Here is a 23,367-nt window from a genome sequence, read left to right on the forward strand (position 1 = left end):
GCCGACCGGAGGGCGCGGATCAGCCGGGCAGCAGGCCTTCGAGGGCGTCGGCCGCAGACGGGGTGCCGCCAGCGGCGTGGAACGAGGCCTGGATCCGAGCGGCGGCCGCCCGCAGGTCGGGGTCGGCCAACGCGACGGCGATGGCGGCCCGCAGCGGTTCGGCCTTCACCCGGGCGAACTTCACCCGCACCCCGGCCCCGGCGCGGACGACCTGGTCGGCCACGACCGGTTGGTCGTCCCGGATGGGGGCGAGCACGAGCGGCAGGCCGGCCGCCAGCGACTCGCACACCGTGTTGTGGCCACCGTGGCTGACCACCGCTGCGCAGCGCTCGAGCAGGGCCAGCTGCGGCACGCGAGACCGCACCACCACGTTGGCCGGCGGGTCCGGCACCAGCTCGGCCGGCGCCACGAAGACCGCCTGCCACGGCTGGTCCCGGCACGCCTCGGCGGCCACGGTGAAGAACCGGGCGCCGGCCTCGGCGTTCAGCGTGCCCAGCGACACCAGGACCGTCGGGCGATCGGGGTCGAGGCCGTAGCCGTCGAGGTCGTCGGCCTCGGGACGGCCCAGCGTCGACGGCCCGACGAAGGCGATGGGCGCGTCGCCGGGCACCGGGCCCACCAGCGCCTCGCTGGTGTAGGCGACCACCAGGTGGGGTGAGGTGCGCAGGTCGCCCTGGGCCGCGTCGCCGGCGGCGATGCCGTGGGCGACCTGCAGGTCGACGCGGGCCTGGTGCATGGCCGCCGCCACCAGCGGCAGCCCGTCGAGGGGGTCGACCAGCTCGGCCGAGGTGGTGGCGGAGGTGGCCCACCGCAGGCCTCGGCGGCGGGCGACGATCGCGCCGGCCAGGGCCTGCTGGTCGACCACCAGCACGTCGGCGCCGAAGGCATCGACGGCTGCGTCGACCCCGTCGACCATCGCGTCCGCCAGCGGCAGCAGGACCTCCTCCTGGAGGAACTTGAACGCCGCCGCCCCGCGCAGGTCCGGGCGACGGTCGCCGGCGGCGTCGACGTAGGCCGCCACCTCCGCCGTGGTGGCCGGCAGGAAGGTCGATCCCTCGGGCAGCAGGGCCTGGGTGGCGCCGGGCAGCCCCGTCCAGGCCACGTCGTGGCCCCGCCGGACCAGCTCGGCGGCGACCGCGATGGTGGGGTTCACGTGGCCCGTGAACGGTGGGACCACGAACAGGAACCGGCTCACCGCGCCGCCGTCGTCATCGGGCCTGTAGGTCGATCCATGCCAGGGCCCGCTCCCGGACCAGGGCGCTCTGCTCGGTCAGCAGCGAGTGGCTCGAGCCCTCGACCACCTCGAGGGTGCAGCGGGGGACCTTGGCCTCCAGCTCCCGGGCACGGTCGAGGATGTCGGAGTCGCTGCCGTACATGGCGTAGGTGGGCACGGCGACCTCGGCCAGCCAGGTGATCGGCTCCTCGGCCTGCAGGTCGTCGATCAGCGAGGTCTTGGTGAGGAACCGCTCGCTGCGCTTGGCCACCCGCGACAGCTTGCGGTCGGCGTGCTCGCTGAGCCAGTCCTGGACGGCGTCCTCGTCGAGGCCGAAGGCGGCCAGGGCCAGGCTGCCGGCCATGTGCTCGCCCCAGCCCTCGACGGCGAAGTGGGCCTCGATCAGGAACAGGCTGGCCACCCGCTCGGGGTGGCGGTGGGCGAGGGCGAGGGCCACCACGCCGCCGAAGCTGTTGCCGAACAGGTGGGCCGGCTCGGTGACGCCCCAGTGGTCGAGCAGGGCCACCAGGTCGTCGACGTTGTCGGCCACCGTGTAGCCGGTGGCGGGCATCTCGCTGCGGCCGTGGCCGCGCAGGTCGTAGAGGTGCACGTCGGCGACGAGGGCCAAGGGGTGCGCCAGCGTGTAGTACCAGCTCGACAGGTTGTCGATCACCAGGCCGTGGAGCATCACCACCGGCGGGCGTGGGGCGCCGTCGGTCTCGGTGCCGTGCAGCACCTGGACGTGGAACCGCAGGCCGTTGGCCTCGACCTCGGGCACGGGCTAGCCCTCGGCCGGTGAGCCGGCTGCCGGTGCCGGCCCGGACAGGGAGGCGACCACGAAGTCGACCACCTGGCCGACGGTGAGGGCGATGATCTCGTCGAGCTCCATGCCGGCCATCCAGGTCACGAAGTCGACCCGCTCGCCGTAGGTGTCGAGCAGCTTCTCGGCCAACGCCACGAACTCGATGCTCTCGAGCTGCAGGTCCTCGTCGAACGACGTGGCCATCGACAGCGGCTCGTCGAGCAGGAGGTCGTCGCCGATGACCTCGGTGAGGATGCGCTCCAGCTCGGCCAGCACGCTGGCAGCATCGGGGGCGGTGGTGTCGACGTCGGTCATCGGTCCTGCTCTCGGTCTGCTTCGTCGGTGTCGGGATCGTCGGTCTCGGAGGTGGTCGTCTCGGTCCAGGCCACCACGAGGAGCTCCTGGCCGCCGTCGGCGGTGGGCACCTCGGCGGCCTCGGTGGCGATCCAGCGGTCGCCGATGCGCACGCGCGGACCGTCGACCTCGACCACCTCCCAGTCTCGCGGCCGGCCCTGCAGCCCGGTGCCGGCGGCCTTGGACGCCGCCTCCTTGGCGGCCCACCAGCGCGCCAGGTCGAGGTCCCGGTCGCCGGGGTCGCCGGTCGCGAGCAGGGCCCGTTCGGCGCTGGTCAGGGTGAGCGACTCGAACGTCTCGGACCGGGGCTTGACCACCTCGATGTCGATGCCGACCGGCACGCCGACCGCGGCGATGGCGGCGCCGTAGCCGGCGGTGTGGGCGATCGACACCCGCAGGTCGAGGTCGCCGGGGCCGTCGACGACCGGCCGGCCCTCGCCGTCGCTGGCCACGTGGACCTCGACGGGGAAGATCGGGCCCGAACCCCGCTCCCACAGCAGGCGGCGCACGGCGTCCTTGGCGGCGATGCGCCCGAGCAGCCACGAGCGCTGCACGTTGGGGTTGCGCGACGCGTAGTCGGCCCGCTCGGCCTGGCCCAGGAACCGGCGCATGACGACGTCGCGGGACGCCGAGTCCGGCCAGCCCTCGCGCACGAGGACCCAGCCGCCGTCGCGCGGCTCGGCGAGCAGCAGCTCCTGGGGCTTGCGCAACAGCAGGAACAGGCAGTCGTCGCTCTGGAAGCGGCGGTCCTCCCAGCCCTCGATGCGGCACCACACCTGGCCGTCGACGGTGAGCTCGAGGTCGGCCCGCACGGCCTGGTCGGTGAGCGAGGTCAGGTTCACCACGCAGTCGACGGCCACGCCCGGGGCGGGGTGCGGGCCGTAGAACGAGATCCGGTCGATGGACGTGGGCAGGACCAGGCGGTCCTTCTCGACCGCCGAGGCCATCCAGAAGCCGAACAGCTGGCCGGCGTTGTCGAGCAGCGCGCCCGGTGCGGGCTGGCTCTCGAGGCGGCCGGCCACGCCGTCGGTGCCGAAGGCGGTGAACGAGCGGATGCCCTGGTACTCGGGGCCGTGGAACAGGTGGCGCTCGGCGTAGAGGCGCTCGACGCTGACCGGCAGGGCCAGCTCGCCGGTGACCGGGCGGGCGGCGGGGGCCGGCGCCGGGGGGTAGCTCGGGGCGAGGCGGATCTGGGCCCGGGCGTGGCGGTCGATGGACGAGCGGGCCACGGTGGTGCCGCCCTCGTGGGCGCCGACCTCACCGTCGAGCACGGCGCGCACGGTGACCGCCACCGGCGGTTCGACCGCCAGCCACTTGAAGGCCCGCACCGACTCGATGGCCACGGTGACCTGGCCGGGGGCCAGCGCCTCGGCCTCGGCGGCGAGCAGCTCGATGATGGCGGTCATGGGCACCAGCGGGAAGGTGTCCTCGAGGCAGGGCCAGCCCTCGGGCTGCTCGTAGAAGGAGTGGTCGCGCCAGTGCGGCTGGGCCACCACGCCCAGGGCGTGCACCGTTTCGTGGCTGGGCGGGCCCTCGCCCGGTGCCACGGCGGCAGGGCCGAGCGGTGCGGGCGGGGTCGGCGCAGCGGGGGTCGCCACGATGGGCGCGGGCGCCGCCGCAGGTCGGGTGCGACGGACCACGCGGCGGCCCTGCTGGGCGGCGCCGAGCACCTGGTCGGCGGCGGCCGCCGCCTCGCCCAGCGCGGCCCGGTACTCGGCCAGGAGGGCGTCGTCGCCCAGGCCGGCGAGGGCGGCCAGCCCGTCGCCCAGCGCGCCGGGTGCCGGAGCGGTCGGGGCCGCGGCGTGGGCCGGCCCCAGGTCGAGCGCGGTCAGGCCGCGCACCAGGGACGACCCCAGGGCCAGCGGTAGCGGGGCGTGGTTCACCTCCGCGGCGGGGTGGACCACCCGGTGGCCGAGCGGGGCCAGGTCGACGTCGACGCCGGCGCTCCAGAGGGCGGCGGCCACCCGGCGCAGCTGGCCGAGGCCGGTCTGCTTGGCGGTGTTGGCCGACACGGTGAGCACGTCGTGGTCGTGCAGGGTGTCGTCGACGAAGCCGGTGAGGCTGCCGATGCCCACCTGGACGAAGGCCCGCACGCCCTCGGCGTGGAGGCGGTCGGTCAGCTCCCGGAACCGGACCGGCTCCACCAGGTGGCGGCCCGACAGCTCGGTGATGCTCGCCGGGTCGTCCGGGTACGGCGCCACGGCGGTGGCGGACCACAGCGGGACCGTGGCCGGCACCAGCGGGATGGCCCCGAAGTGCTCGGCCATGCCCGCCACGTAGGGGGCGAACAGCGGCGAGTGGAAGCCGGACCGGAACGGCAGCTCCTGGGCCAGGACCTTGGCCGCCTTGGCCCGCTCGACCAGCGTGGGCACCACCGCGGCCGGCGCGCAGACGACCGACTGGTGGGGGCAGTTGTCGTGCGAGACGTGGGCGTCGGCCAAGCCCTCGACCAGGGCCTCGGCGGCTTCGACGCCCGCGCCGAGCGCGAGGAACACGACGTCGGAGACCTCGATGGAGCCCGGTCGCAAGGTGGCGAGGAAGGCCTCGACGTAGGAGGCCGGGATCATCCCGGAGGCGATCTGGCCGGTCCACTCGCCCAGGCTGTGGCCGGCGATGGCGTCGGCGTGGACGCCGATGCGGCCCAGGGCCTCGTGCAGCAGGCGGCCCACCGAGACGATGCCGCGCCCCTGCACCTCGAGGTCCGAGCCCCCGGCGGGCAGGCCCTCCCAGTCCAGGCCGAACGTGGCGGCGACGTCGTCGACGTGCGGGTCGAACACCGGCTCGACGCCGGGGAACAGGAACGCCACCTTGCCGCCGCCCGAGACGAGGCCGTCGGGGTCGAACCAGACGTCGTTGCGGCCGCGGAAGGCGGTACCCCGCTCGAGGACCTTGCGGGCCAGCTGCAGGCGACGTTCGTTGGGGGCCACGACAGCGAGCCGGGCCGGGCCGCCCGTGGGCACTCGCACCGACGCGTCCCCGGTGGGCGCCCAGGCTTCGAGCTGCGCCAGCAGGTCGGCGGCATCGGCGCCGGCGAGCAGCAGCACCTCCTCGGTCGGGTCGGCCGCGGCGTCGCCGTCGCTCCGGGTGCGGGCCGGTGCCGCCGCCCGCGCCCGCAGGCCGGGCGGCTCCTCCAGCACGACGTGGGCGTTGATGCCGCCGAAGCCGAAGGCGTTGACGCCGGCCACGCGCGGGCCGGCGCCCTCCCAGGGCTCGACCTCGCCGATGAGGCGGAACCGGGTGTCGGCCACCGCGAGGTTGGGCTCGTCGACGTGCAGCGTGGGCGGCAGCTCGCCGTGGAAGACGGCCAGGGCCGCCTTGATGAGCCCGGCGGCGCCGGCGGCCGGCATGGCGTGGCCGATCATCGACTTCACCGAGCCCAACCCGGCGCGGGGGCGGGATCCGTCGGCGCCGCCGAACACCTGCCGCAGCGTGTCGAGCTCCACCCGGTCACCCACCGGGGTCGCGGTGCCGTGGGCCTCGATCAGGCCGACCGAGGCGGGGTCGAGGCCGCTGGCCCGCCACGCCTGCTCGACAGCCAGCACCTGGCCGGCCGGTGCCGGGCTCATGAGGGTGGCGCCGCTGCCGTCGCTGGCCACGCCGGTGCCCCGGATGACCGCGTAGGTCCGGTCGCCGTCGCGCTCGGCGTCGGCGAGGCGCTTCAGCACCAGCACGCCGGTGCCCTCGCCGACCAGGATGCCGTCGGCCGCCTCGCTGAACGGTCGGATGGCGCCGGTGGGCGACAGGGCCCGGAGCTGGGAGAACACGCTCCACAGGGTGAGGTCGTGGCAGTGGTGGACGCCGCCGGCCAGCACGACGTCGGCCCGCCCCGAGCGCAGCTGGTCGACCGCCTGCTCCACGGCGATGAGCGAGCTCGCGCACGCTGCGTCGACCGTGTAGGCCGGGCCACGGAGGTCGAACCGGTTGGCGATGCGCGACGCGGCCAGGTTGGGCACCAGGCCGATGGCGCCCTCGGGTCGCTCGGGGCCGAGCTGGTCCTGGAACTCGGCCTTCACCTGGGCCAGCCGGTCCTCGTCGATGCCGGGCACCAGCGTGCGGAGCGACTCGACCAGCTGCTGGGCGGTGCGCACCCGCTGGTCGAGCCGGGCCACGCCGTCACCGATGTAGCCGCCGCGACCCAGGATCACGCCGACCCGGGCAGGGTCGACGCGCTCGTGGGGCTGGCCGGCGTCGGCCAGCGCCGCCGCCGCGGTGGCCAGGGCGAGCAGCTGGTCGGGCTCGGCGGAGCCCATGGCCACCGGCATGATGCCGAAGGCCAGCGGGTCGAACGTGGCCAGGTCGTCGACGAAGCCGCCGCGGTTGGCGGTGAAGCGGTCGGCCGCCTTGGCGTCCGGGTCGAAGAACACCGGGTCCCACCGGCTGGCCGGCACCTCGGTGATGGCGTCGACCCCGGCCCGGATGTTCGCCCAGAACGACGCGAGGTCGCGCGCCGGGGAACAGCGCCGCCATGCCGACGATGGCGATGCCATCGGTGGCGGGGTCCGGGGTCGAGGACATGGACGGGTGCGGATCAGTCGGTGGCGGTGGCGGAGCGCCCGGCGAGGTCGTCGCTGGCGGCGAGGTGCTCGACGGGAGGCGCGAAGGCCTCGGGGGCGCCGCGCATCACCACGAGCTGGGACGGGCCCTCGGCCGAGGAGACCTCGTGCAGCAGGGCCAGGACGCCGTCGTCGGGGTCGACGAGGCCGATGCCGCGCCGGGCGTACTCCCGCTCGAGCTCCGGCGACACCATGCCGCCGCCGCCCCACGGGCCCCAGTCGATGCTGACCACCCGGCAGCCGTGCTGGCCGTCGTGCGCCTTGGCCAGGCTGTCGAGCGCGTCGTTGGCCGCCGCGTAGTCGGACTGGCCGCGGTTGCCGAAGACGCCGCTGACGCTGCCGAACAGGACGACGAACCGCAGCCCGGCCTGGCGGGCGAGGATGGCCCGGGCCCCGTCGACCTTGGTGCCGTAGACCCGGTCGAAGCCCTCGGTGGTCTTGTCCCGGAGGAAGTGGTCGTCGAGGACGCCGGCGCCGTGGACCACGCCGTCGAGGCGGCCGTACTCGGCCTTGAGCTCGTCGAGCAGGTTGCCGAAGGCAGGGGCCCGCACGTCGATGGCCACGTACTCCACGGTGGCGCCCAGCGACGCGAGCACCTCCATGGTGCGCCGCATCTCGCGGTCGGCCTCGATCCGGTTGCAGGCCGCTTCGATCTCGTGCGGCGTCTTGAGCTCGCCGATCTCCAGCAGCGCCCGGCGCAGGGCGTGGCGGTCGGCGGCCGACGCGGTGCGCCGGTCCTCGGCGGCGTCGGGCAGCGGCGACCGGCCCACCAGGACCAGGCGGCACGGGTTGGCGCGGGCCAGTCCCTCGGCCACCCGGGCGGTGATGCCGCGGGCGCCGCCGGTGACGACCACCACCGCGTCGGGCCCGAGGTCGAGGGGGCCGGGGACGGCGAGGTCGACGGCGTCGCCGACGACCTGGGTGCTGCGCTGGCCGCCGGCCCAGGACAGCGCCGCCGGGGCGTCGAGGTCGAGCAGCTCGTCGACGATGCTCTCGGCCAACGGGGCGGGGTCGTAGATGAGGTCCGACGCGGCGATCTCGACGGACCGCACCAGGGCGTCGTGGCGCTCGCGGGCGACGGCTCGCATGAGGCCGGGGACGCCGGTCGGGCGGCCGTCCTCGTGCACGGCCACGGTGACGGCCAGCACCCGCCGGGCCGAGCCGAGCAGGGCGGGCTGCAGGTCGGCGAAGGTGCTGCGGGCGTCGGCCGTGGTGGCGGCGTCGGTGGTGGCCAGGTCGACCAGCACGTCGAGCCCCGCCAGCACCGAGCGGCGCTCGGCCGAGGTGGCCTCGGCGGCCAGCGAGGTGACGGTGGCGCCCCGTTCGATCAGGGTCAGGGTGACGGCGTCGGTGAGCGCCGCGTGGCCGGCCACCACGCCGACGGTGGCGCCGTGCAGGTCGCCGAGCGGCACCGCCGGGCCGAGGAGCTCGGTGTGCACCTCGAAGCGCTGCGCCACCGGGGGCAGCGGGGCGTGGGCGGCCTCGGCCACCGGCTCGTGGGCCACGTGGGCGGCGTTGGTGGCCTCGGCGGTGGCCGGGCTGGCCTCGCCCCCGGCCAGGCCCTCGATCCACTCGACGATGGCCCGCAGCGACTTGTGCTGGGCCAGCTCCTCGACGACCTCTTCGTCGACCGCCGACTCGTCCAGGCCGGCCAGGCCGATGCGCTCGGCCAGCTCGCCCACGATCTCGATGCGCTTGATGGAGTCGATGCTCAGGTCGGCCTCGAGGTCGAGGTCGGGGTCGAGCATCTCGACCGGGTAGCCGGTGCGCTCGCTCACGATGGCCTGGACCTCGTGCAGCAGCGCTGCGCCGGTGAGGGCCGGCCTGGCCTCGGCCGGGGCCGCGGTGGTGGCCGCCACCGGAGCGACCGCCACCGGGACCGCCGAGGCCGTGGTGGCCAGCGCGGGGGCAGGAGCCGCCGCACCCTCGATGACGGCGGCGAAGTCGTCGAACGCCGCGCCGGCCGGCACCGCCGAGCCGAGGTAGCGCAGCATGACGTCGCGCTCGGCGGCCACGATCTGGCGGACGCTGCGGAGGTATTCGAGGACGACGTCGCTCGCGCCGTCGGTGCCGGATGCCATGGGGAGTCCTTCGAGCTCGAGGGCCGGCAGCTGGTCGGCCGGTTGGAGGCTGTTGGCCAGCGGCGTGCCGTCGGCGGTGCGCACGAACGCCCCGTCGATGAGCCAGCCGGGGGCCGGGAGGGGCAGGGCGTCGAGGTCGACCGGGGCGGTGCGGCCGTCGAACAGGGCGGCGGGGTCGACCGGGAGGCCGAGGGTGGCCAGCTCGGCCACCGCCAGCAGGAGGCGCCTGATGCCGGGCTCGCCGGCGACGTCGCAGGCGACCATGGCGTGGGGCCGCTCGCCGAGGACCTTGCCGACCTGCTGGGTGAGGACCCGGCCGGGGCCGGCCTCGACGAACACCCGCACGCCGGCGGCGTACATCGACTCGACCTGGTCGACGAAGCGGACCCCGGCGGTGACCTGCTCCTGCAGGAGGCGGGTGACGGCGCCGGCGTCGCCCTCGGGGTACGGCTCGGCGGTGACGTTGGACCACACCGGGAACGCCGGGGCGGCGACCTCCAACGAGGCCATGCGCTCGCCGAGCAGGTCGCCGGCCGCCGCGATGAGGGGGCTGTGGAACGCGCACGCGACGGGCAGGACCTTGGCGGTGGCGCCGGCCTCCTTGAGGGCGGCGACGGCCTCGTGCACCGAGGCGGTGGGCCCGGAGATGACCGCCTGCTTCGGGCCGTTGTGGTTGGCCAGCACGAGGTCGGGCCAGGCGGCGAGGCGCTCGGTGAGCTCCTCGCGGCTGAGCGCCACGGCGGCCATGGTGCCCGGATCGCCGCCGGAGCGCTCGATGGCGTCCAGGATCGACCCGCCGCGCGCCGCGCTCAGCTCGAGCAGGGTGGCGTCGTCGAACGAGCCGGCGGCGGCCAGGGCGGCCAGCTCGCCGTAGGAGTGGCCGCCGGCGACGTCGGGCGTGATGCCCAGGCGGCCGAGCAGGCGAGTGAGGGCGAGCGAGGCCAGCCCGAGGGTGGGCTGGGCGACGTCGGTGGCGGTGACCGCGGCCACCTGGGCGGCCTTGGCCTCCTTCGAGAAGGCGGCCGGCGGGAAGAGCCGGTCGGTCCAGCGCTCCCCCAGCCGCAGCAGGTCGTCGAGGCCGTCGAAGGCGACGAAGAGGTCGGCGAGCATGCCGGGTCGCTGGCTCCCCTGCCCGGGGTACAGGAACCCGACCGTGGGGGCCTCGCCCGCGGCGGCCAGGCCGGCGCCGGGCTCGGCCGCCAGGAAGACGCCGTCGCGCGGCGAGGCGCTGCCGGTGCGGGCCTGGTCGAGCTGGGCCAGCAACCCGGGCAGGGTCTCGGCCACCAGGGCCACCTGGATGGGACCGGTGCCGGACCGGGAGACCGCAGCGGCGAGGTCGCGCAGCGGGTGGCGCTGCCCGGTGGGGTCGGTGGCCACGATGGCGGCGACGGTGGCGGCCAGCCGGTCGACGGCCGCCACCGCGGCGGCCGGGGTGGCAGCACGGAAGGCGAACAGCTCGGCCGGCCACTGGACCACGCCGTGGCTGGGGCCATCGCCGGCGTCGTAGGACGAGACGATGGCGTGGAAGTTGGTGCCGCCGAAGCCGAAGGCGCTGATGCCCGCACGGCGGGTCTGCTCCGGCCAGGGACGGGCCTCGGCGAGGAAGCGGAAGGGGCTGGCCTCGGCGTCGTAGTAGGGGTTCGGGTCGGTGAGGTTGATGGTGGGCGGCAGCACGCCGTGGTGCACCGCCTTGGCCACCTTGATCAGCCCGGCCAGCCCGGCGGCGCACTTGGTGTGCCCGATCTGGCTCTTGACCGAGCCGAGCACGGCGGCGCCGGGGGCGACGCCCTCCTCGGCGAACACCTCGGTGAGGGTGGCCATCTCGGTGCGGTCGCCGACGACCGTGCCGGTGCCGTGCGCCTCGACGAGGCCGATGCTGGTGGCGGCGCGGCCCGAGCGGGCGAGGGCGCGGTGCACGGCGCGCTGCTGGCCCTCCTTGCGGGGGGCGGTGAGCCCAAGGTGGCGCCCGTCGCTGGACCCCGCCACCGCGTCGACCAGCGCGTAGATGCGGTCGCCGTCGCGCTCGGCGTCGACCCGGCGCTTGAGCACCACGCAGGCGATGCCCTCGCCGAGCGCGATCCCGTCGGCCGACGCGTCGAAGGTGCGGCAGCGCCCGGTGGGCGACAGGGCGTGCACCGACGCGAACAGCAGGTAGTCGTTGAGGCCGTTGTGCAGGTCGGCGCCGCCCACCAGCACGAGGTCGGAGCTGCCGGTCTGCAGCTCCTTGCAACCGGCGTCGAGCGCGGCGAGCGACGAGGCGCAGGCGGCATCGACGGTGTAGTTCACGCCGCCCAGGTCCAGCCGGTTGGCGATGCGGCCGGCGATGACGTTGCTGAGCACGCCGGGGAACGAGTCCTCGGTCAGCGACGGCAGCCAGTCCTCCAGGCCCGACGGCACGTCGCCGAAGAGCTGGGGCAGGAAGGCGCGGATGCCGTACGCGCCGGCCAGCTCGTTGCCGGACTCGGCGCCGAACACCACCGAGGCCCGCTCGCGGTCGAAGGGTCGATCGGCGTAGCCGGCGTCGGCCAGGGCCCGGGCGGCGACCTCCAGGGCCAGCAGCTGGACCGGCTCGATGGCAGCCAGCGACGCAGGCGGGATGCCGTAGCGCAGCGGGTCGAAGCCGATGCGGTCGAGGAAGCCGCCCCACTTCGACGGCGTGCGCTTCCCAGCCCCCTTGGTGAAGGCGTCGGCGTCGTAGTACTTGGCGACGTCCCACCGCTCGGGTCCCACCTCGGTGACGGCGTCGGTCCCCGCCACGATCTCGGCCCAGAACGCCTCGACGCCCACCGCGCCCGGCATGAACGCGTCCATGCCCACGATGGCGATGTCGAGCGGCTCCGGCGCCACCTCCCGCTCGCGGATGCGGGTGACGCCGGTGCCCACCGCGGCCACCGCGGCGCTGCCCCGGCTGACGTCGTCGTGCAGGGCCGCGACGGTGGTGACCTCGTGGCGGAGGGTGGCGACCTCGCCGATCATGTACATGCCTTCGCGGCGCTGGTGGTCCTCGTCGGCCAGCTCGAGGCCGCCGTCACCGCGGACCAGGCCCTTGGAGGCGATGCGCAGCCGCCCGAGGTTGAGGGTCTCGAGCTCGGCCCACCGCGCCTTGGCATCGACGCCCTCGGCCACCAGCTCGTCCCGCCGGGCTGCGAAGGCCCGGACGTAGTCGGTCTCGACGCAGCGGGTGGCGTGGCCCGGGGCGGTCTCGAGCAGCACGGTGGTGTCGCAGGCCACGGCCACGTCCTGGAAGGCCGGGGCGATCGCGCCGCCGGCCACGGCCTCCTGGGTGAAGAGGTAGGCCGTGCCCATCAGCACGCCGATGGACGCCCCCTTCGCCGCGAGGGGCGCCGCGGCCGCCGCCACCATGGCGGCGGAGCGGGCGTCGTGGATGCCGCCGGCGAAGAGCACCTGGAGGTGCTCGGGGTCCGGCACGTCCAGCAGGCGCTCGATCTGGGCGTCCCACAGGGCGAAGCTCGACCGAGGCCCGACGTGGCCGCCGCACTCGCGGCCCTCGAACACGAACTTGCGGGCGCCGTCCTTGAGGAAGCGGTCGAGCAGCCCCGGCGACGGCACGTGGAGGTAGGTCGAGATGCCGGCGGCCTCCAGCGGCGACGCCTGCGACGGGCGGCCCCCGGCGATGAGCGCCACCGGCGGCGCGACCTCGTGGACCACCTCGAGCTGCTCGGCTCGCAGCTCTGGCGGCACGAACCCGAGGACCCCGACGCCCCAGGGGCGATCGCCCAGCAGCTCGGCGGTCTCCAGCAGCAGCTCGCGCACCTCGTGGCCCGGCAGCAGGGCGAGGGCGAGGAACGGGAGGCCGCCGCCGTCGGCCACCGCGGCGGCGAACGCCGCCCGGTCGCTCACCCGGGTCATGGGCCCCTGGGCGATGGGATAGCGGGTGCCGTGGGCGGCCGAGACCCCGGCGCCCGGCGCCAGCGGCGGCGCCGCAGCCGCGGCGGCGAGGTGGTCGTCGATGGCCGCCTGCACGGCTTGGACCACGCCGCCCACGGTGACGAAGCGGCGGGCCAGGCCGGCGGCGAAGCCGCCGTCCTGGCCGAAGGGCACGAGGTCGGCGCGCAGGTCGGCCCCGAGCCGGGCCGCGACCTCGGCCGACGACGTGTCGTCGGCCAGCGACGCCGCCGGCAGGTCGGGCCGGGTGTAGATGCGGTGGCCGCCGACCACGCGGGTCTCGCTGCCGTCCATGGCCTCGAGCGCCCGGGCGCGTCGTGGCCGAGCGCCGACTCGCGCAGCAGCCCGAGCTGGCCGTCGAGCAGCACGCCGGCGCCACCGCCGGCCACCACGGCGGCCGCCGTGTGCAGGCCGATGCCGCCCCGCACCCACACCGGCACGTCGAGCGCCACGAGGTGCTGGAACAGGATCGACGCCTCGGTGTCGCCGACGAGCCCACCCGCCTCGTTCCCCGATGCGAGCAGGCCGGACGCGCCGGCCGCCAGCGCCGCACGGGCCTCGACGAGCGAGGAGACCTGGGCGACGACGCGGTGGCCGGCGGCCACCCACGTGGCCACCCGTCCCTCGATCGCGGCGTCGGGCCCCGCGGCGACGACCACGACGGGGAAGACCCCGAGCCCGGCCGCTGCGGCGTCGAGCACCGGGCCGGGGCGGAGCCAGCAGGAGGCCGTGCCCCGGCGAGCCAGCTCGGCCGACGCAGCGTCCAACGCCGCTCGATCGGCCACGTCGAGCACGCCGGTGCCGCCGGCGCGGACGCCTGCGGCGACGAGGGCGGGGTTGGCGGCACCGGTGGGGTCGGCGACCAGCACCCGTTCGACGGCGGGGTTCACGAGGCTCGCTCCTGGGGCTCGGGCTCCTGTGCGGGGGCCGGTGCACGTGGCACGGACGTGGCTTGGCACAGGCTCCCCCCCGGAACTGGCGTTGGTGGTCGATCGAACGGCTGGGGCCCCGCACCAACCCACGGGCTCGCACCAGCAGGCTGGTCCGAACGACCCAGAGCGTACACCGTGCTCTACGGCTGGGGCACCTCCGAACATGAGCATTTCCTGTCCTGCCGATGTACGTACGGCCATCCAGGGGCGAAGAGCCGAGTCCGTGCTCGGCTTCTGCCGCTGCAGCGACCCGGCTCGCGCCTCGGTGGCCCGCCTCGGGCAGGGCTGGCATGCTGGCGTGCGCCGACGCCGGACGCGCCGGTGCCGGCGACCTGGTCGACCGGCCTGGCACCCGGATCGGAGGGACGAGTGCGACGCCTCGCAGGCAGCGATGCCGGCTTCCTGTTCATCGAGAGCGAGTCGCAGACGTCGACCTGCGTCGACCTCGCCATCCTCTCGGCCCCGTCCGACGATGCCGGACCGCTGACCCTCGACGCCCTGCACCGCCACGTCGCGCGCCACCTCCCGGGCGTCCCCTCGCTCACGTGGCGCCTCGAGCGGATCCCGCTCGGCATCAACCACCCGGTGTGGGTCGAGGACCCGGACTTCGACCTGGGCTACCACCTGCGGGAGGTCACCGCTGCGGCCCCCGGCGGCCCGGACCAGCTCGATGCGCTAGTGGTCGGCGCGCTGCCCGACCTCCTCGACCTGCGCCACCCCGCCTGGCAGGTCGTGCTCGTCCACGGCCTGGCCGACGGCCGCCAGGCCCTCATCTTCAAGTTCCACCACGCCCTCGCCGACGGCGCAGCCCTGATCGCCACGCTCGACGCCCTGCTCGGCGACGAGCCGGCCGCCGCCGAGCTCCCGCCGGTGCCGCCGCTCCCCCGGCGCTCCAGCCTCTTCTTCGCCGGCCTGCTGGCCAACCTCCGGGCGTGGCTGGCGCTGCCCGCCATGCTCGTCCGCACCATCCGGCGGTTCCGGGCCGTGGAGAAGCGCCGCAAGGAGGCCGCCGAGCCCACCCCCCCTGCCCATGAACGACGCCCCGGCGTCGAGCCTCAACCCCGGCCCCACCGACGACCGCAGCTACGGCCGCACCCGGCTTCCCCTGGCCGACGTCCAGCGCATCCGGAAGGCCGCCGGCACCACGCTGAGCGACGTGCTCCTGGCCGTGGTGGCCGGCGCCCTGCGCGCCCACCTCCTGGCCCGTGGCGAGCTGCCGGACAAGGCCCTCGTGGTCAACGTGCCCGTCGCCGACGAGGACCCCGGCACCCCGGACCCCGACGCCGGTCCCCGGCAGTGGGGCAACCGCTTCGCCAACTACTTCTCCTTCCTGGCGACCGACGTCGAGGGCCCGGCCGAGCGGCTGGCGGCGGTGGCGGCCCGCAACGCCGAGGCCAAGCTCCAGCTCGAGATCCAGGGCACCCGCACGCTCTCGTCCTGGCTCGACCGCATCCCGCCGGCCGTCGCCGAGCCCGCGGCGCGCGGCCTCAAGCGCCGCACGGAGCGCCTGCGGGACCGGCCCGACTTCAACGTGCTCGTCTCCAACGTGCGGGTCCCCAACCCGACCTGGCGGGTGGGGAGCCAGCGCGTGGAGGAGATGTACATGTCCGGCCCCGTGGCCGACGAGTCCGGGCTCAACGTCACCCTGGTCGGCTACGGCGACCAGCTGCACGTGTCGCTGGCCACCAACCCCCTGGCGCTGGAGCGCCCGGCCGAGCTGGCCGCCCTGCTGCACGCCGAGGTCCAGGCCTTGCTGGCCGCCGTCACCTCCCCGGCGTCCTCGACCACCAGCCGGGCCCAGCCCAGCGACGAGGACCGTGGTGCACCGGCTCTCGGGTGAGGACACCGGCTTCCTGGCCATGGAGTCGCCGGCCCAGCCGATGAGCTCGATGGCGGTGGGCCTGCTGCGCCCGCCCGCCGGCCCGGACGGTCGAGCGGTCCCGCTCACCCTCGCCGACGTCCGCCGCCACGTCGAGGGGCGCCTCGACCAGCTGCCGTCGTTCCGGTGGCGCATCGTGCGGGTGCCCTTCGGCCTCCACCACCCGGTCGCGGTCCGCGACCCGCGGTTCGACCTCGCCTTCCACCTGCGCACGGCGGTGGTCGGCGGCGACGGCTCGTTGCGGGACCTCGACGCCTGCTTCGCGGCGCTAGCCGAGCGTCGCCTCGACCGCCGCCACCCGCTCTGGCAGCTCACCCTGGTGAGCGGCCTGGCCGACGGCCGCCAGGCGCTGGTGCTGAAGTACCACCACTGCCTCGCCGACGGCGTCGCCGCCTTCACCACCTTCAGTCGGGTGTACTCGGACCTGCCCTTCGACCCGCTCCCCGGCGTCGCCCTGCCGTGGGAGCCCGAGCGGCTCCCGGGCTGCGCCCGCCTCCTGGCCGACGCCCTCCGGGACCACGCCCGGGCCCTGGCGTCGATCCCTCGCCTCGCGCTGCGCACCCGGCGTCGGGTGGCCGCCGCCAAGGCCCGCAAGGCCGCCGCCACCACCGAGGTGCCGGGCTTCAGCGGCGAGGCGCCGCGCACCGCGCTGAACCAGGCGTTCACCGCGCCCCGCTCCTACGGCCGGGCGTCGATCGACCTGACGGCCGCCCGCGCCCTCAAGGACGCCGCGGGGACCACGCTCAACGACGTCTGCCTCGCCGTGGTGGCCGGCGCCGCCCGTCGCTACCTGGCCGACCACGGCGGGGTGCCCGCCGAGCCGCTCCTCACCAGCGTCCCCGTCTCCTACGAACCGTCCGACGCTCCCACCCGCCAGGCGGGCAACCGGTTCTGGAGCTTCACCACCTCGCTCGCCACCCACGTCGAGGACCCGTGGGAGCGGCTCCAGGCCATCAGCGCCACCGCCGCCGAGGCCCGCCGCCAGCTCGACGCCCTCGGCCCGGAGCTCATGCCGGCGTGGCTCGACCTGGTCCCCCCGTTCGTGGCCGAGCCGGGCGCCCGGGCCCTGGTGGCCCGGCTGCGAGCGGGCGACGGCCCGGTCGACGCCAACGTCCTCGTCTCCAACATCCGCGGGCCCGCCGAACCGTGGTCGGTCTGCGGTGCCGAGGTCGAGGACCTCTGGGTCGACGGCCCGCCCAGCAACGGCGTCGGCGTCAACGTCATGCTGTGGAGCTACGCCGGCCGCCTCCTGCTCGGCGTGCTCTGCTTCGCCGAAGCCGTGCCCGATGCCGACGAGCTGGTCGGACACCTCCACGACGCCTTCGCCGAGCTGCAAGCGGCCGTCGCGAGCCGCGCCGCAGCGCCGGCCCCTGCGCCCGCCTGAGCCGGCGGCCCAGGGTCGCGGCTTGAGGTCCGGCTCAGGCCTCGGCGAGCCAGCGGATGGTGTCGGGGATGGCCTTGGGGTCCTGGCCGAAGAAGGCGTGGCCACCCTCGTAGACGCGCAGCTCGGCGTTCGGGACCCGCTCGGCGATGGCCTCGCCGTTGACCAGCGGGGCGATGCCGTCGTAGCGGCCCGAGGCCACCAGCGTGGGGCAGGTGATGCGGCCGAGGCGGTCGACGACGTCGTGGCCCTGGCGGGCGCCGAGCTGCTCCCACTCGCCGCGGAGCACCTCGGGCAGCTTCGAGACCTGGTTGCGCGACGCCATCATCTCGGCGATGAAGCGGTCGGTCTCGTGGGCGGGGTCGGCCAGCCACTCCGGGGTGAACCGGGTGTCGAGGATGGTGGTGCCGATGCGGCTGCGCTCCTCCGGCGCCAGGCCCACCAGCTCGTGCAGCGGGTACGACGCCAGCTCCGGCCCGCCGGGCGACGTGCACAGCAGGGCGAGGCGCTCCACCCGCTCGGGCGCGGTCACCGCCAGCTCCTGGGCGACCATGCCCCCGAAGCTGATGCCGACCACCCGGCACGAGTCCCAGCCCAGGTGGTCGAGCAGCCCGAGGGCGTCGGCGGCGTAGTCGGCCATCGAGTACGGGCCCGGCGGGATGGACGTGAGGCCCAGGCCGCGCTGGTCGTGGGCCGCCACGTCGAACCGGTTGGTGAACGGGGTGAGCAGCATGCCGGTGGTGGCCAGGGTGGCCCCCGAACCGTTGAGGTAGAGCAGCCGGTCGCCCTCCCCCGAACGCTCGTAGTGGAGGTCGATCCCGTTCACGCTGGCGGTGGGCACCCGGCCATGTGAGCACACGTGCGGGCCCGCCGCCCGCCGGACTAGATGCCGACGTTGAGCTGGGCGGTGAAGCCCTCGTCGACCGAGCCGGTGATCGTCGGGACCTGGGTGGCGTAGCCGTCGCTGAACACCATGTCGGTGTCGAGCGAGGTGCGGGCCAGGTTGGCGACGCTGGCCTCGTAGCCCTCGGTGGCGTACACCAGCTCGTCGGTGGCCTGGGGCAGCGCCATCTGCGACGTGCGCAGCTTCTGCCCGCCGGAGGTGGCGGCGTCGGCGCTCTCGTAGACCTCGAAGTGGATGTGGGGCCACCGGCCGTCGTAGGCCGCCGGGTAGATGGTGGTGAAGCTCAGCTTCCCGTCGGCGTCGCTCTCCTGGACGCCCCGCAGGTAGTTCTGGTCGGTGACGCCCTGCGAGTAGAGCGAGTAGCGGCCCTCCCGGTCGCAGTGCCAGAGGTACATCGCAGCGCCGGCCAGCGGGCCGCCGCCGCCGGCCACGTCGATGAGCGTCACCTTGACGGTGAGCGGGACGCCCTCGGCGGTGCCGGAGTACTCGCCGAAGCTGGTCGTGATGTCGCTCCGGACGATGCCGCTGTCGTCGAGGACGTTCGGCCCGTTGGAGCCGTCGCCCGGGTACGGGCCGCCGGTCTCCTCGGGGATGGCCGTCGAGCCGTCGGCCGTCGCGGTGCTCGACGCCGAGGTCGAGGAACCAGAGGCGGCGGCCGTGGTGGACGAGGCCGACGAGCCGTCGGAGCTCGACGAGCCGCAGCCGACGAGCGTGGCCACGCCGCCGACGCCGAGCAGGGCGAGGGCCCGGCGCCGCCCCATGGTGCCCAGGTCGAAGCCGAGGCCACGGTCGTGGTCGTGGACCTCGCCGGCCGCGTGGCCGTGCTCGTCGAGGGCGGGGCCGGCGGCCGAGGGGGACGTCGGGGTCGTGGCGGTCGTGCGGTTCCGTCGCATCGGGGGCTCCTGGCATCGGGGGACGTCCACCACCCTGGCCGCTCGCGCTCCCACCTCGCTCAGAGCCGGCTGGGAGGTTCCTGGGAACGGCGCGCCTCGGCCGGGTCGCAAACGGTGGCCACGCCGGTAGACCAGACGCCATGCGCTTGTCGGTCCTGGACCTGTCCATCGTCGGCGAGGGCGCCACCGCTTCGGACGCCCTCGCCTCCTCCCTCCGCCTGGCCCGCGCCGCCGAGCGGCTCGGCTACCACCGCTACTGGGTGGCCGAGCACCACAACATGCCGGGCATCGCCAGCTCGTCGCCGCCGGTGCTCATCGCCCACCTCGCCGCCGGCACCACCACCCTCCGGCTGGGCTCGGGCGGCGTCATGCTGCCGAACCACTCGCCGCTGGTGGTGGCCGAGCAGTTCGGCATGCTCGAGGCGCTGCACCCCGGACGCATCGACCTCGGCCTCGGGCGAGCCCCGGGCACCGATGGCGTCACCGCCGCCGCCCTGCGCCGCACCAACCGCCTCGACCAGGGCGACGACTTCCCCAACCTGCTCGGCGAGCTGCTCGGCTACTTCAACGACTCGCTGCCGCCCGAGCACCCGTTCAGCAAGATCCACGCCACCCCGGCGCGGGGCTACCAGCCGGCCATCTGGCTGCTGGGCTCCAGCGACTACAGCGCCCACCTGGCCGGGCGCCTGGGCATCCCGTTCTCCTTCGCCCACCACTTCGCCGGCGACAACACCGAGGCGGCGGCCGAGGTCTACCGCCGGGCCTTCACGCCCTCGGACGTGCTCGACGAGCCGTACCTGATGCTCGGCGTGAACGTGCTCGCCGCTCCCACCGAGGAGGAGGCCCGCTTCCTGTCCGGGCCCTCCGCGCTGTCGATGGCCCGCCTGCGCCAGGGCCGCCCCGGCCTCTACCCCACCCCCGAGGCGGCCGCCGCCCACGAGTGGTCGCCGCAGGAGGTCGCCATCGCCAAGAGCTGGGGCAAGAACCACGTCATCGGCACCCCCGGCCTGGTCCGGCGCTCGCTCGAGGACCTGGTGGCGCGCACCGGCGCCGACGAGCTCATGGTGACCACCATGGCCCACGGCCCGGACGACCGCATCCGCTCGCTGGAGCTCACCGCCGAGGTCATGGACCTCGCCCCCGCCCACGCCTGAGGCACCTACCGCCGGTATCCGAGCGATCACTCCGAAAATGGCGACAAACGGAGCGAGAGCCGCGATGATGCCCGGATGACCGATGCACCCTGGCAAGGCGACGCCTGCTCCCTGGTCGGCGCGTTCCGCGCCGGCGACCGCTCCCCCGTCGAGGAGCTCGACGCCACCTACGCCGCCATCGAGGCCAGCGACCTCAACGCCTTCACCCACCTCGACCCCGAGCGGGCGCGGGCGGCCGCCGAGCACGCCGACCTCTCCCTGCCCTTCGGTGGGGTGCCCACCGCGGTGAAGGAGCTCGAGGCCGTCGAGGGCTGGCCCCAGACCGGTGCCTCGCTCGTCTACAAGGACCGCATCGCCGACCACACCGACACCCACATCCAGTGGCTCTTCGAGCGCGGCGGCGTGGTCCCGGTGGGCATGACCGCCGCCAGCGAGTTCGGCGGCCTCAACGTGAGCGTCACCAAGCTCAACGGCGTCACCCACAACCCGTGGCGCCACGGCCGCACCGCCGGCGGCTCGTCCGGGGGCTCCGCCTCCGCGGTGGCCGGCGGCCTGGTCAGCCTGGCCACGGGCGGCGACGGCGGAGGCTCCATCCGCATCCCCGCCGGCTACAACGGCCTGCTCGGCATGAAGGGCACCTTCGGCCGCATCACCCGTGGCCCGCACGCCTACATGCGCCCCAACACCGTGGTCGAGGGCAACCTGTCCCGCTCCGTCCGGGACGCCGCCCGCTACTACGACGTGTGCGCCGGCGTCGACGCCTTCGACCCGTCCACCCTGCCCTCCGACGGCGGCTGGGAGCGGGCGCTCGGCACCCAGGACCTGCAGGGCAAGCGGATCGCCATCGTGCCCGCCCTCGGCGGCGTCACCCTGGAGCCCGGCGTCGAGGAGCGCATCCGCTCCGAGGCCGCCGCCCTCATCGCCGACACCGGCATGGTGCAGGTCGAGGTCGACGTGCAGCCGCCGAACCTGGCCGCCCAGTGGATGATGGGCAACCTGGCGACCCTGGTCGCCGAGCTCGGTGACCGCTGGCCGCGCTGCGCCGACGACCTCACCGACGAGGTCGCCATCGGCGTGTACCTGGCCCAGTCGCTCTACAACCTCCACACCGCGGCCGAGGCCGAGAAGCTGCGCATGCACGCCAACGAGGCCGTCGCCCGCGCCTTCGAGGAGGCCGACTTCATCGTCGCCGCCACCAACCCCGGCCCGGCCTTCGCCGCCGAGGCCGCCACCAGCAACGCCGACGACGACCTCATCGACTGGGTCAAGTCCAGCCCCCTCGCCCGCTACGCCCTGCGGGGGCTGCTCTTCGGCACCCGCACCGCGGCCACCGTGGCGCCCCGGCTGCCGTCGGCGCTGCTGAGCTTCGCCAGCGGCAAGTTCCCCGAGATGGTGAACATGGGCGCGCTGACCATCATCTCCAACATCTACGGCAACCCCGCCGTGTCCATCCCGGCCGGCACCATCGACGGGCTGCCCGTGGGCATGCAGGTCCTGGGCCGCCACCACGAGGACGCGCTGCTCTTCGACGTCGCCCTCGCCGTCGAGCGCGAGCGGCCTTGGCCGATGGTCGCCCCGCGGCTCGCGGTGGCGCCGTCGGCCGCCTGAAGCCCCCCGGAACCGGATCTTCCAAACTTTTCCGACGGGCCCGGAGCGAGCACGCTCCGTGGGCCGGCCCCGCCCACCTGGGCCGATGCGTGCTCGATGCGCCACCGTGCGTGATGGCGGCGCCAGGGCGGGCTCGCAGCGCAGTTGCCGGGAACCCTTGTCCGGTAGCGTTTTCGGCCGATGGCAGGTGCAGCACGGTCGCATCGTCGAATCCCACACAACGTGGCGGGTAGACCACGATGCGCACCCGACATGGGGAGAGGATCCATGCACACCACCGAACGGGCCGCCACCGGCTCGAGCTCCGCCCCGACGGCCGCCGAGCCGAGGCGACGACACCCGGCGCGCCACGCCGTGGCGCTGTTCGCCGTCCTGGCGCTGCTGCTGAGCGGCTGCCTCAGCGAGGAGCAGCAGTCGGCGCACGACGCCATGAACAAGGACCGCAGGGCCGCCGGCGCAGCGACGCTGTCGGTCCAGAACGACGCCCAGGCCAAGGCCCAGAAGTGGGCCGAGAAGCTGGCTCGGGAGAACACGCTCTACCACTCGAAACTCAGCGACGGCATCGGCGTCCGCTGGTGCAACCTGGGCGAGAACGTGGGCTACGGCAGCTCCATCCCCGCCACCGAGGCCGCCTTCATGCGCTCCACCGTGCACAAGGGCAACATCCTGAACCGGGTGTGGAACGGCGTCGGCGTGGGCGTGGCCCACAACGGCAACCGCACCTTCATCGTGCAGGTGTTCATCAAGACCTGCTGACCCGCGGCGAACCTCGGCACCGGCGCGCCGCCACCTCCGGGTGGCGGCTCGTCCGCGCCACGGCGGGCGTGCAGACGTCCACGGTGGCGGGCAGGCGGAGGTGGCAGGATCAGCCAGCGCGGCCCGAGCTCCCAGTCGGCGCCGCAGAGGAGCGCTGCTGCATGGCCGACAAGGTCCGCCTGGAGGTCGACGGCCCGGTGGCTGTCATCACCAACGACAACCCCGACAAGCACAACGCGTTCGACGACGACATGGACCTGCGCCTCTTCGAGATCCTCGGCGAGCTGCGCGAGCGCCCCGACGTGCGGGCCGTGGTGTGGCGGGCCGAGGGCAAGAGCTTCTCGTCGGGCCGCGACGTCGCGGCCATCGGCGGCGGCCAGGTCACCATGACCCACCACGAGCTCATGACCCGGGGCCACCGCGGCATCCAGCAGATCTTCGAGCTCGACGCCCCGATCATCGTGGCCAGCAAGGGGTGGTCCATCGGTGCCTCGTTCCAGCGGGCGCTGCTCTGCGACATCCGCATCGCCGCCGAGGGGTCCCGCTTCATGCTCCCGGAGGTCACCCACGGGGTCATCCCCGACACCGGCGGGGTCGGCCGCCTGTTCCAGATCTGCGGCCACGGGGTGGCCAGCGACCTCGTGCTCACCGGTCGGGCCATGGACGCCGCCGAGGCCCACGCCCACGGCGTTGTCTCCCGCGTGGTGCCCCTCGCAGACCTCGATGCCACCGCCTTCGAGATGGCCGCCAAGATCGCCGCCGCCCCGGCCGTCACCATCAAGACCGCCCGGCGGGTCATCAAGCACCTGGCCGAGCCCGAGCTCCGCTCGAGCATGGCCGAGGAGCTCATCGGCCAGACCTTCGTCAGCCGCTCCGACGACCTCGCCGAGCTGCGCGCCGCCCGGGCCGAAGGCCGTGAACCCCGCTACACCGGAAGCTGAGCCCGCCACC

The 23,367-nt window shown here is 74.9% G+C and carries 13 protein-coding genes and 1 pseudogene; 7 read left to right on the forward strand and 7 right to left on the reverse strand.

What is annotated here, in order from left to right; translation table 11 throughout:
* Nucleotides 1–19 precede the first annotated feature (19 nt).
* From KSP35_RS13555 to KSP35_RS13575, 5 genes are read right to left on the reverse strand one after another with little or no spacing between them, the layout of a single operon-like run.
* Nucleotides 20–1,195 (reverse strand): glycosyltransferase, encoded by a 1,176-nt coding sequence (locus KSP35_RS13555; protein WP_216996252.1) that lies wholly within the window; start codon nt 1,193–1,195, stop codon nt 20–22.
* A 13-nt stretch (nt 1,196–1,208) separates the two neighbouring features.
* Entirely contained in the window at nt 1,209–1,991 is a 783-nt protein-coding gene (locus KSP35_RS13560) for an alpha/beta fold hydrolase (RefSeq protein ID WP_216996254.1), read from the reverse strand.
* Nucleotides 1,992–1,994: 3 nt separating this feature from the next.
* A complete protein-coding gene (locus KSP35_RS13565) occupies nt 1,995–2,330 on the reverse strand; it encodes an acyl carrier protein (protein ID WP_216996255.1) in 336 nt (111 codons plus the stop codon).
* Nucleotides 2,327–6,856 (reverse strand): type I polyketide synthase, encoded by a 4,530-nt coding sequence (locus KSP35_RS13570; protein ID WP_216996257.1) that lies wholly within the window; start codon nt 6,854–6,856, stop codon nt 2,327–2,329. Before KSP35_RS13570 ends, KSP35_RS13565 begins: the two co-directional genes overlap by 4 nt.
* Before the next feature lie 41 nt (nt 6,857–6,897).
* Nucleotides 6,898–13,203 (reverse strand): type I polyketide synthase, encoded by a 6,306-nt coding sequence (locus tag KSP35_RS13575; protein WP_216996259.1) that lies wholly within the window; start codon nt 13,201–13,203, stop codon nt 6,898–6,900.
* A 1,007-nt stretch (nt 13,204–14,210) separates the two neighbouring features.
* On the opposite strand from KSP35_RS13575, the pseudogene KSP35_RS25955 reads away from it, so the two are divergent.
* From KSP35_RS25955 to KSP35_RS13590, 3 genes and pseudogenes are all read left to right on the forward strand, one after another.
* Nucleotides 14,211–14,804, forward strand: a pseudogene (locus tag KSP35_RS25955) (wax ester/triacylglycerol synthase domain-containing protein); the annotation flags it as partial.
* Between the two features lie 67 nt (nt 14,805–14,871).
* Nucleotides 14,872–15,681 (forward strand): WS/DGAT domain-containing protein, encoded by an 810-nt coding sequence (locus KSP35_RS13585; RefSeq protein WP_216996261.1) that lies wholly within the window; start codon nt 14,872–14,874, stop codon nt 15,679–15,681.
* A complete protein-coding gene (locus KSP35_RS13590) occupies nt 15,662–17,104 on the forward strand; it encodes a wax ester/triacylglycerol synthase family O-acyltransferase (protein ID WP_216996263.1) in 1,443 nt (480 codons plus the stop codon). Before KSP35_RS13585 ends, KSP35_RS13590 begins: the two co-directional genes overlap by 20 nt.
* A 34-nt stretch (nt 17,105–17,138) precedes the next feature.
* Here the strand turns inward: KSP35_RS13590 and KSP35_RS13595 are convergent, their stop codons facing one another.
* Both KSP35_RS13595 and KSP35_RS13600 read right to left on the reverse strand, forming a co-directional pair.
* Nucleotides 17,139–17,942: an alpha/beta fold hydrolase gene (locus tag KSP35_RS13595; RefSeq protein WP_216996265.1), complete on the reverse strand. Its 804-nt coding sequence runs from the start codon at nt 17,940–17,942 to the stop codon at nt 17,139–17,141.
* A 41-nt stretch (nt 17,943–17,983) separates the two neighbouring features.
* Nucleotides 17,984–18,898 (reverse strand): hypothetical protein, encoded by a 915-nt coding sequence (locus KSP35_RS13600; protein WP_216996267.1) that lies wholly within the window; start codon nt 18,896–18,898, stop codon nt 17,984–17,986.
* Between the two features lie 140 nt (nt 18,899–19,038).
* On the opposite strand from KSP35_RS13600, the gene KSP35_RS13605 reads away from it, so the two are divergent.
* The 4 genes from KSP35_RS13605 to KSP35_RS13620 all read left to right on the forward strand — a co-directional run bounded on the left by KSP35_RS13605 (nt 19,039) and on the right by KSP35_RS13620 (nt 23,357).
* Nucleotides 19,039–20,052, forward strand: coding sequence for an LLM class flavin-dependent oxidoreductase (locus tag KSP35_RS13605; protein WP_216996269.1), 1,014 nt, complete (start codon nt 19,039–19,041; stop codon nt 20,050–20,052).
* A gap of 75 nt (nt 20,053–20,127) precedes the next feature.
* Entirely contained in the window at nt 20,128–21,660 is a 1,533-nt protein-coding gene (locus tag KSP35_RS13610; RefSeq protein WP_216996271.1) for an amidase, read from the forward strand.
* Nucleotides 21,661–21,927: 267 nt separating this feature from the next.
* The gene (locus KSP35_RS13615; RefSeq protein ID WP_216996273.1) at nt 21,928–22,416 is read left to right on the forward strand and encodes a CAP domain-containing protein; all 489 of its coding nucleotides are present in this window, start codon (nt 21,928–21,930) and stop codon (nt 22,414–22,416) included.
* 161 nt (nt 22,417–22,577) lie between these two features.
* Nucleotides 22,578–23,357, forward strand: a complete 780-nt coding sequence (locus tag KSP35_RS13620) for an enoyl-CoA hydratase/isomerase family protein (RefSeq protein WP_216996275.1) — start codon at nt 22,578–22,580, stop codon at nt 23,355–23,357.
* Nucleotides 23,358–23,367: the final 10 nt, after the last annotated feature.

This window comes from Aquihabitans sp. G128 (assembly GCF_019048865.1).
Taxonomy (GTDB): domain Bacteria; phylum Actinomycetota; class Acidimicrobiia; order Acidimicrobiales; family Iamiaceae; genus Aquihabitans.

Coding starts and splice junctions, on each gene's coding strand:
- KSP35_RS13565 (WP_216996255.1), bottom strand. CDS start 2,330: ATGACCGACGTCGACACCACCGCCCCCGATGCTGCCAGCGTGCTGGCC.
- KSP35_RS13570 (WP_216996257.1), bottom strand. CDS start 6,856: ATGGCATCGCCATCGTCGGCATGGCGGCGCTGTTCCCCGGCGCGCGAC.
- KSP35_RS13575 (WP_216996259.1), bottom strand. CDS start 13,203: ATGGACGGCAGCGAGACCCGCGTGGTCGGCGGCCACCGCATCTACACC.
- KSP35_RS13585 (WP_216996261.1), top strand. CDS start 14,872: ATGAACGACGCCCCGGCGTCGAGCCTCAACCCCGGCCCCACCGACGAC.
- KSP35_RS13600 (WP_216996267.1), bottom strand. CDS start 18,898: ATGCGACGGAACCGCACGACCGCCACGACCCCGACGTCCCCCTCGGCC.
- KSP35_RS13605 (WP_216996269.1), top strand. CDS start 19,039: ATGCGCTTGTCGGTCCTGGACCTGTCCATCGTCGGCGAGGGCGCCACC.
- KSP35_RS13610 (WP_216996271.1), top strand. CDS start 20,128: ATGACCGATGCACCCTGGCAAGGCGACGCCTGCTCCCTGGTCGGCGCG.
- KSP35_RS13615 (WP_216996273.1), top strand. CDS start 21,928: ATGCACACCACCGAACGGGCCGCCACCGGCTCGAGCTCCGCCCCGACG.
- KSP35_RS13620 (WP_216996275.1), top strand. CDS start 22,578: ATGGCCGACAAGGTCCGCCTGGAGGTCGACGGCCCGGTGGCTGTCATC.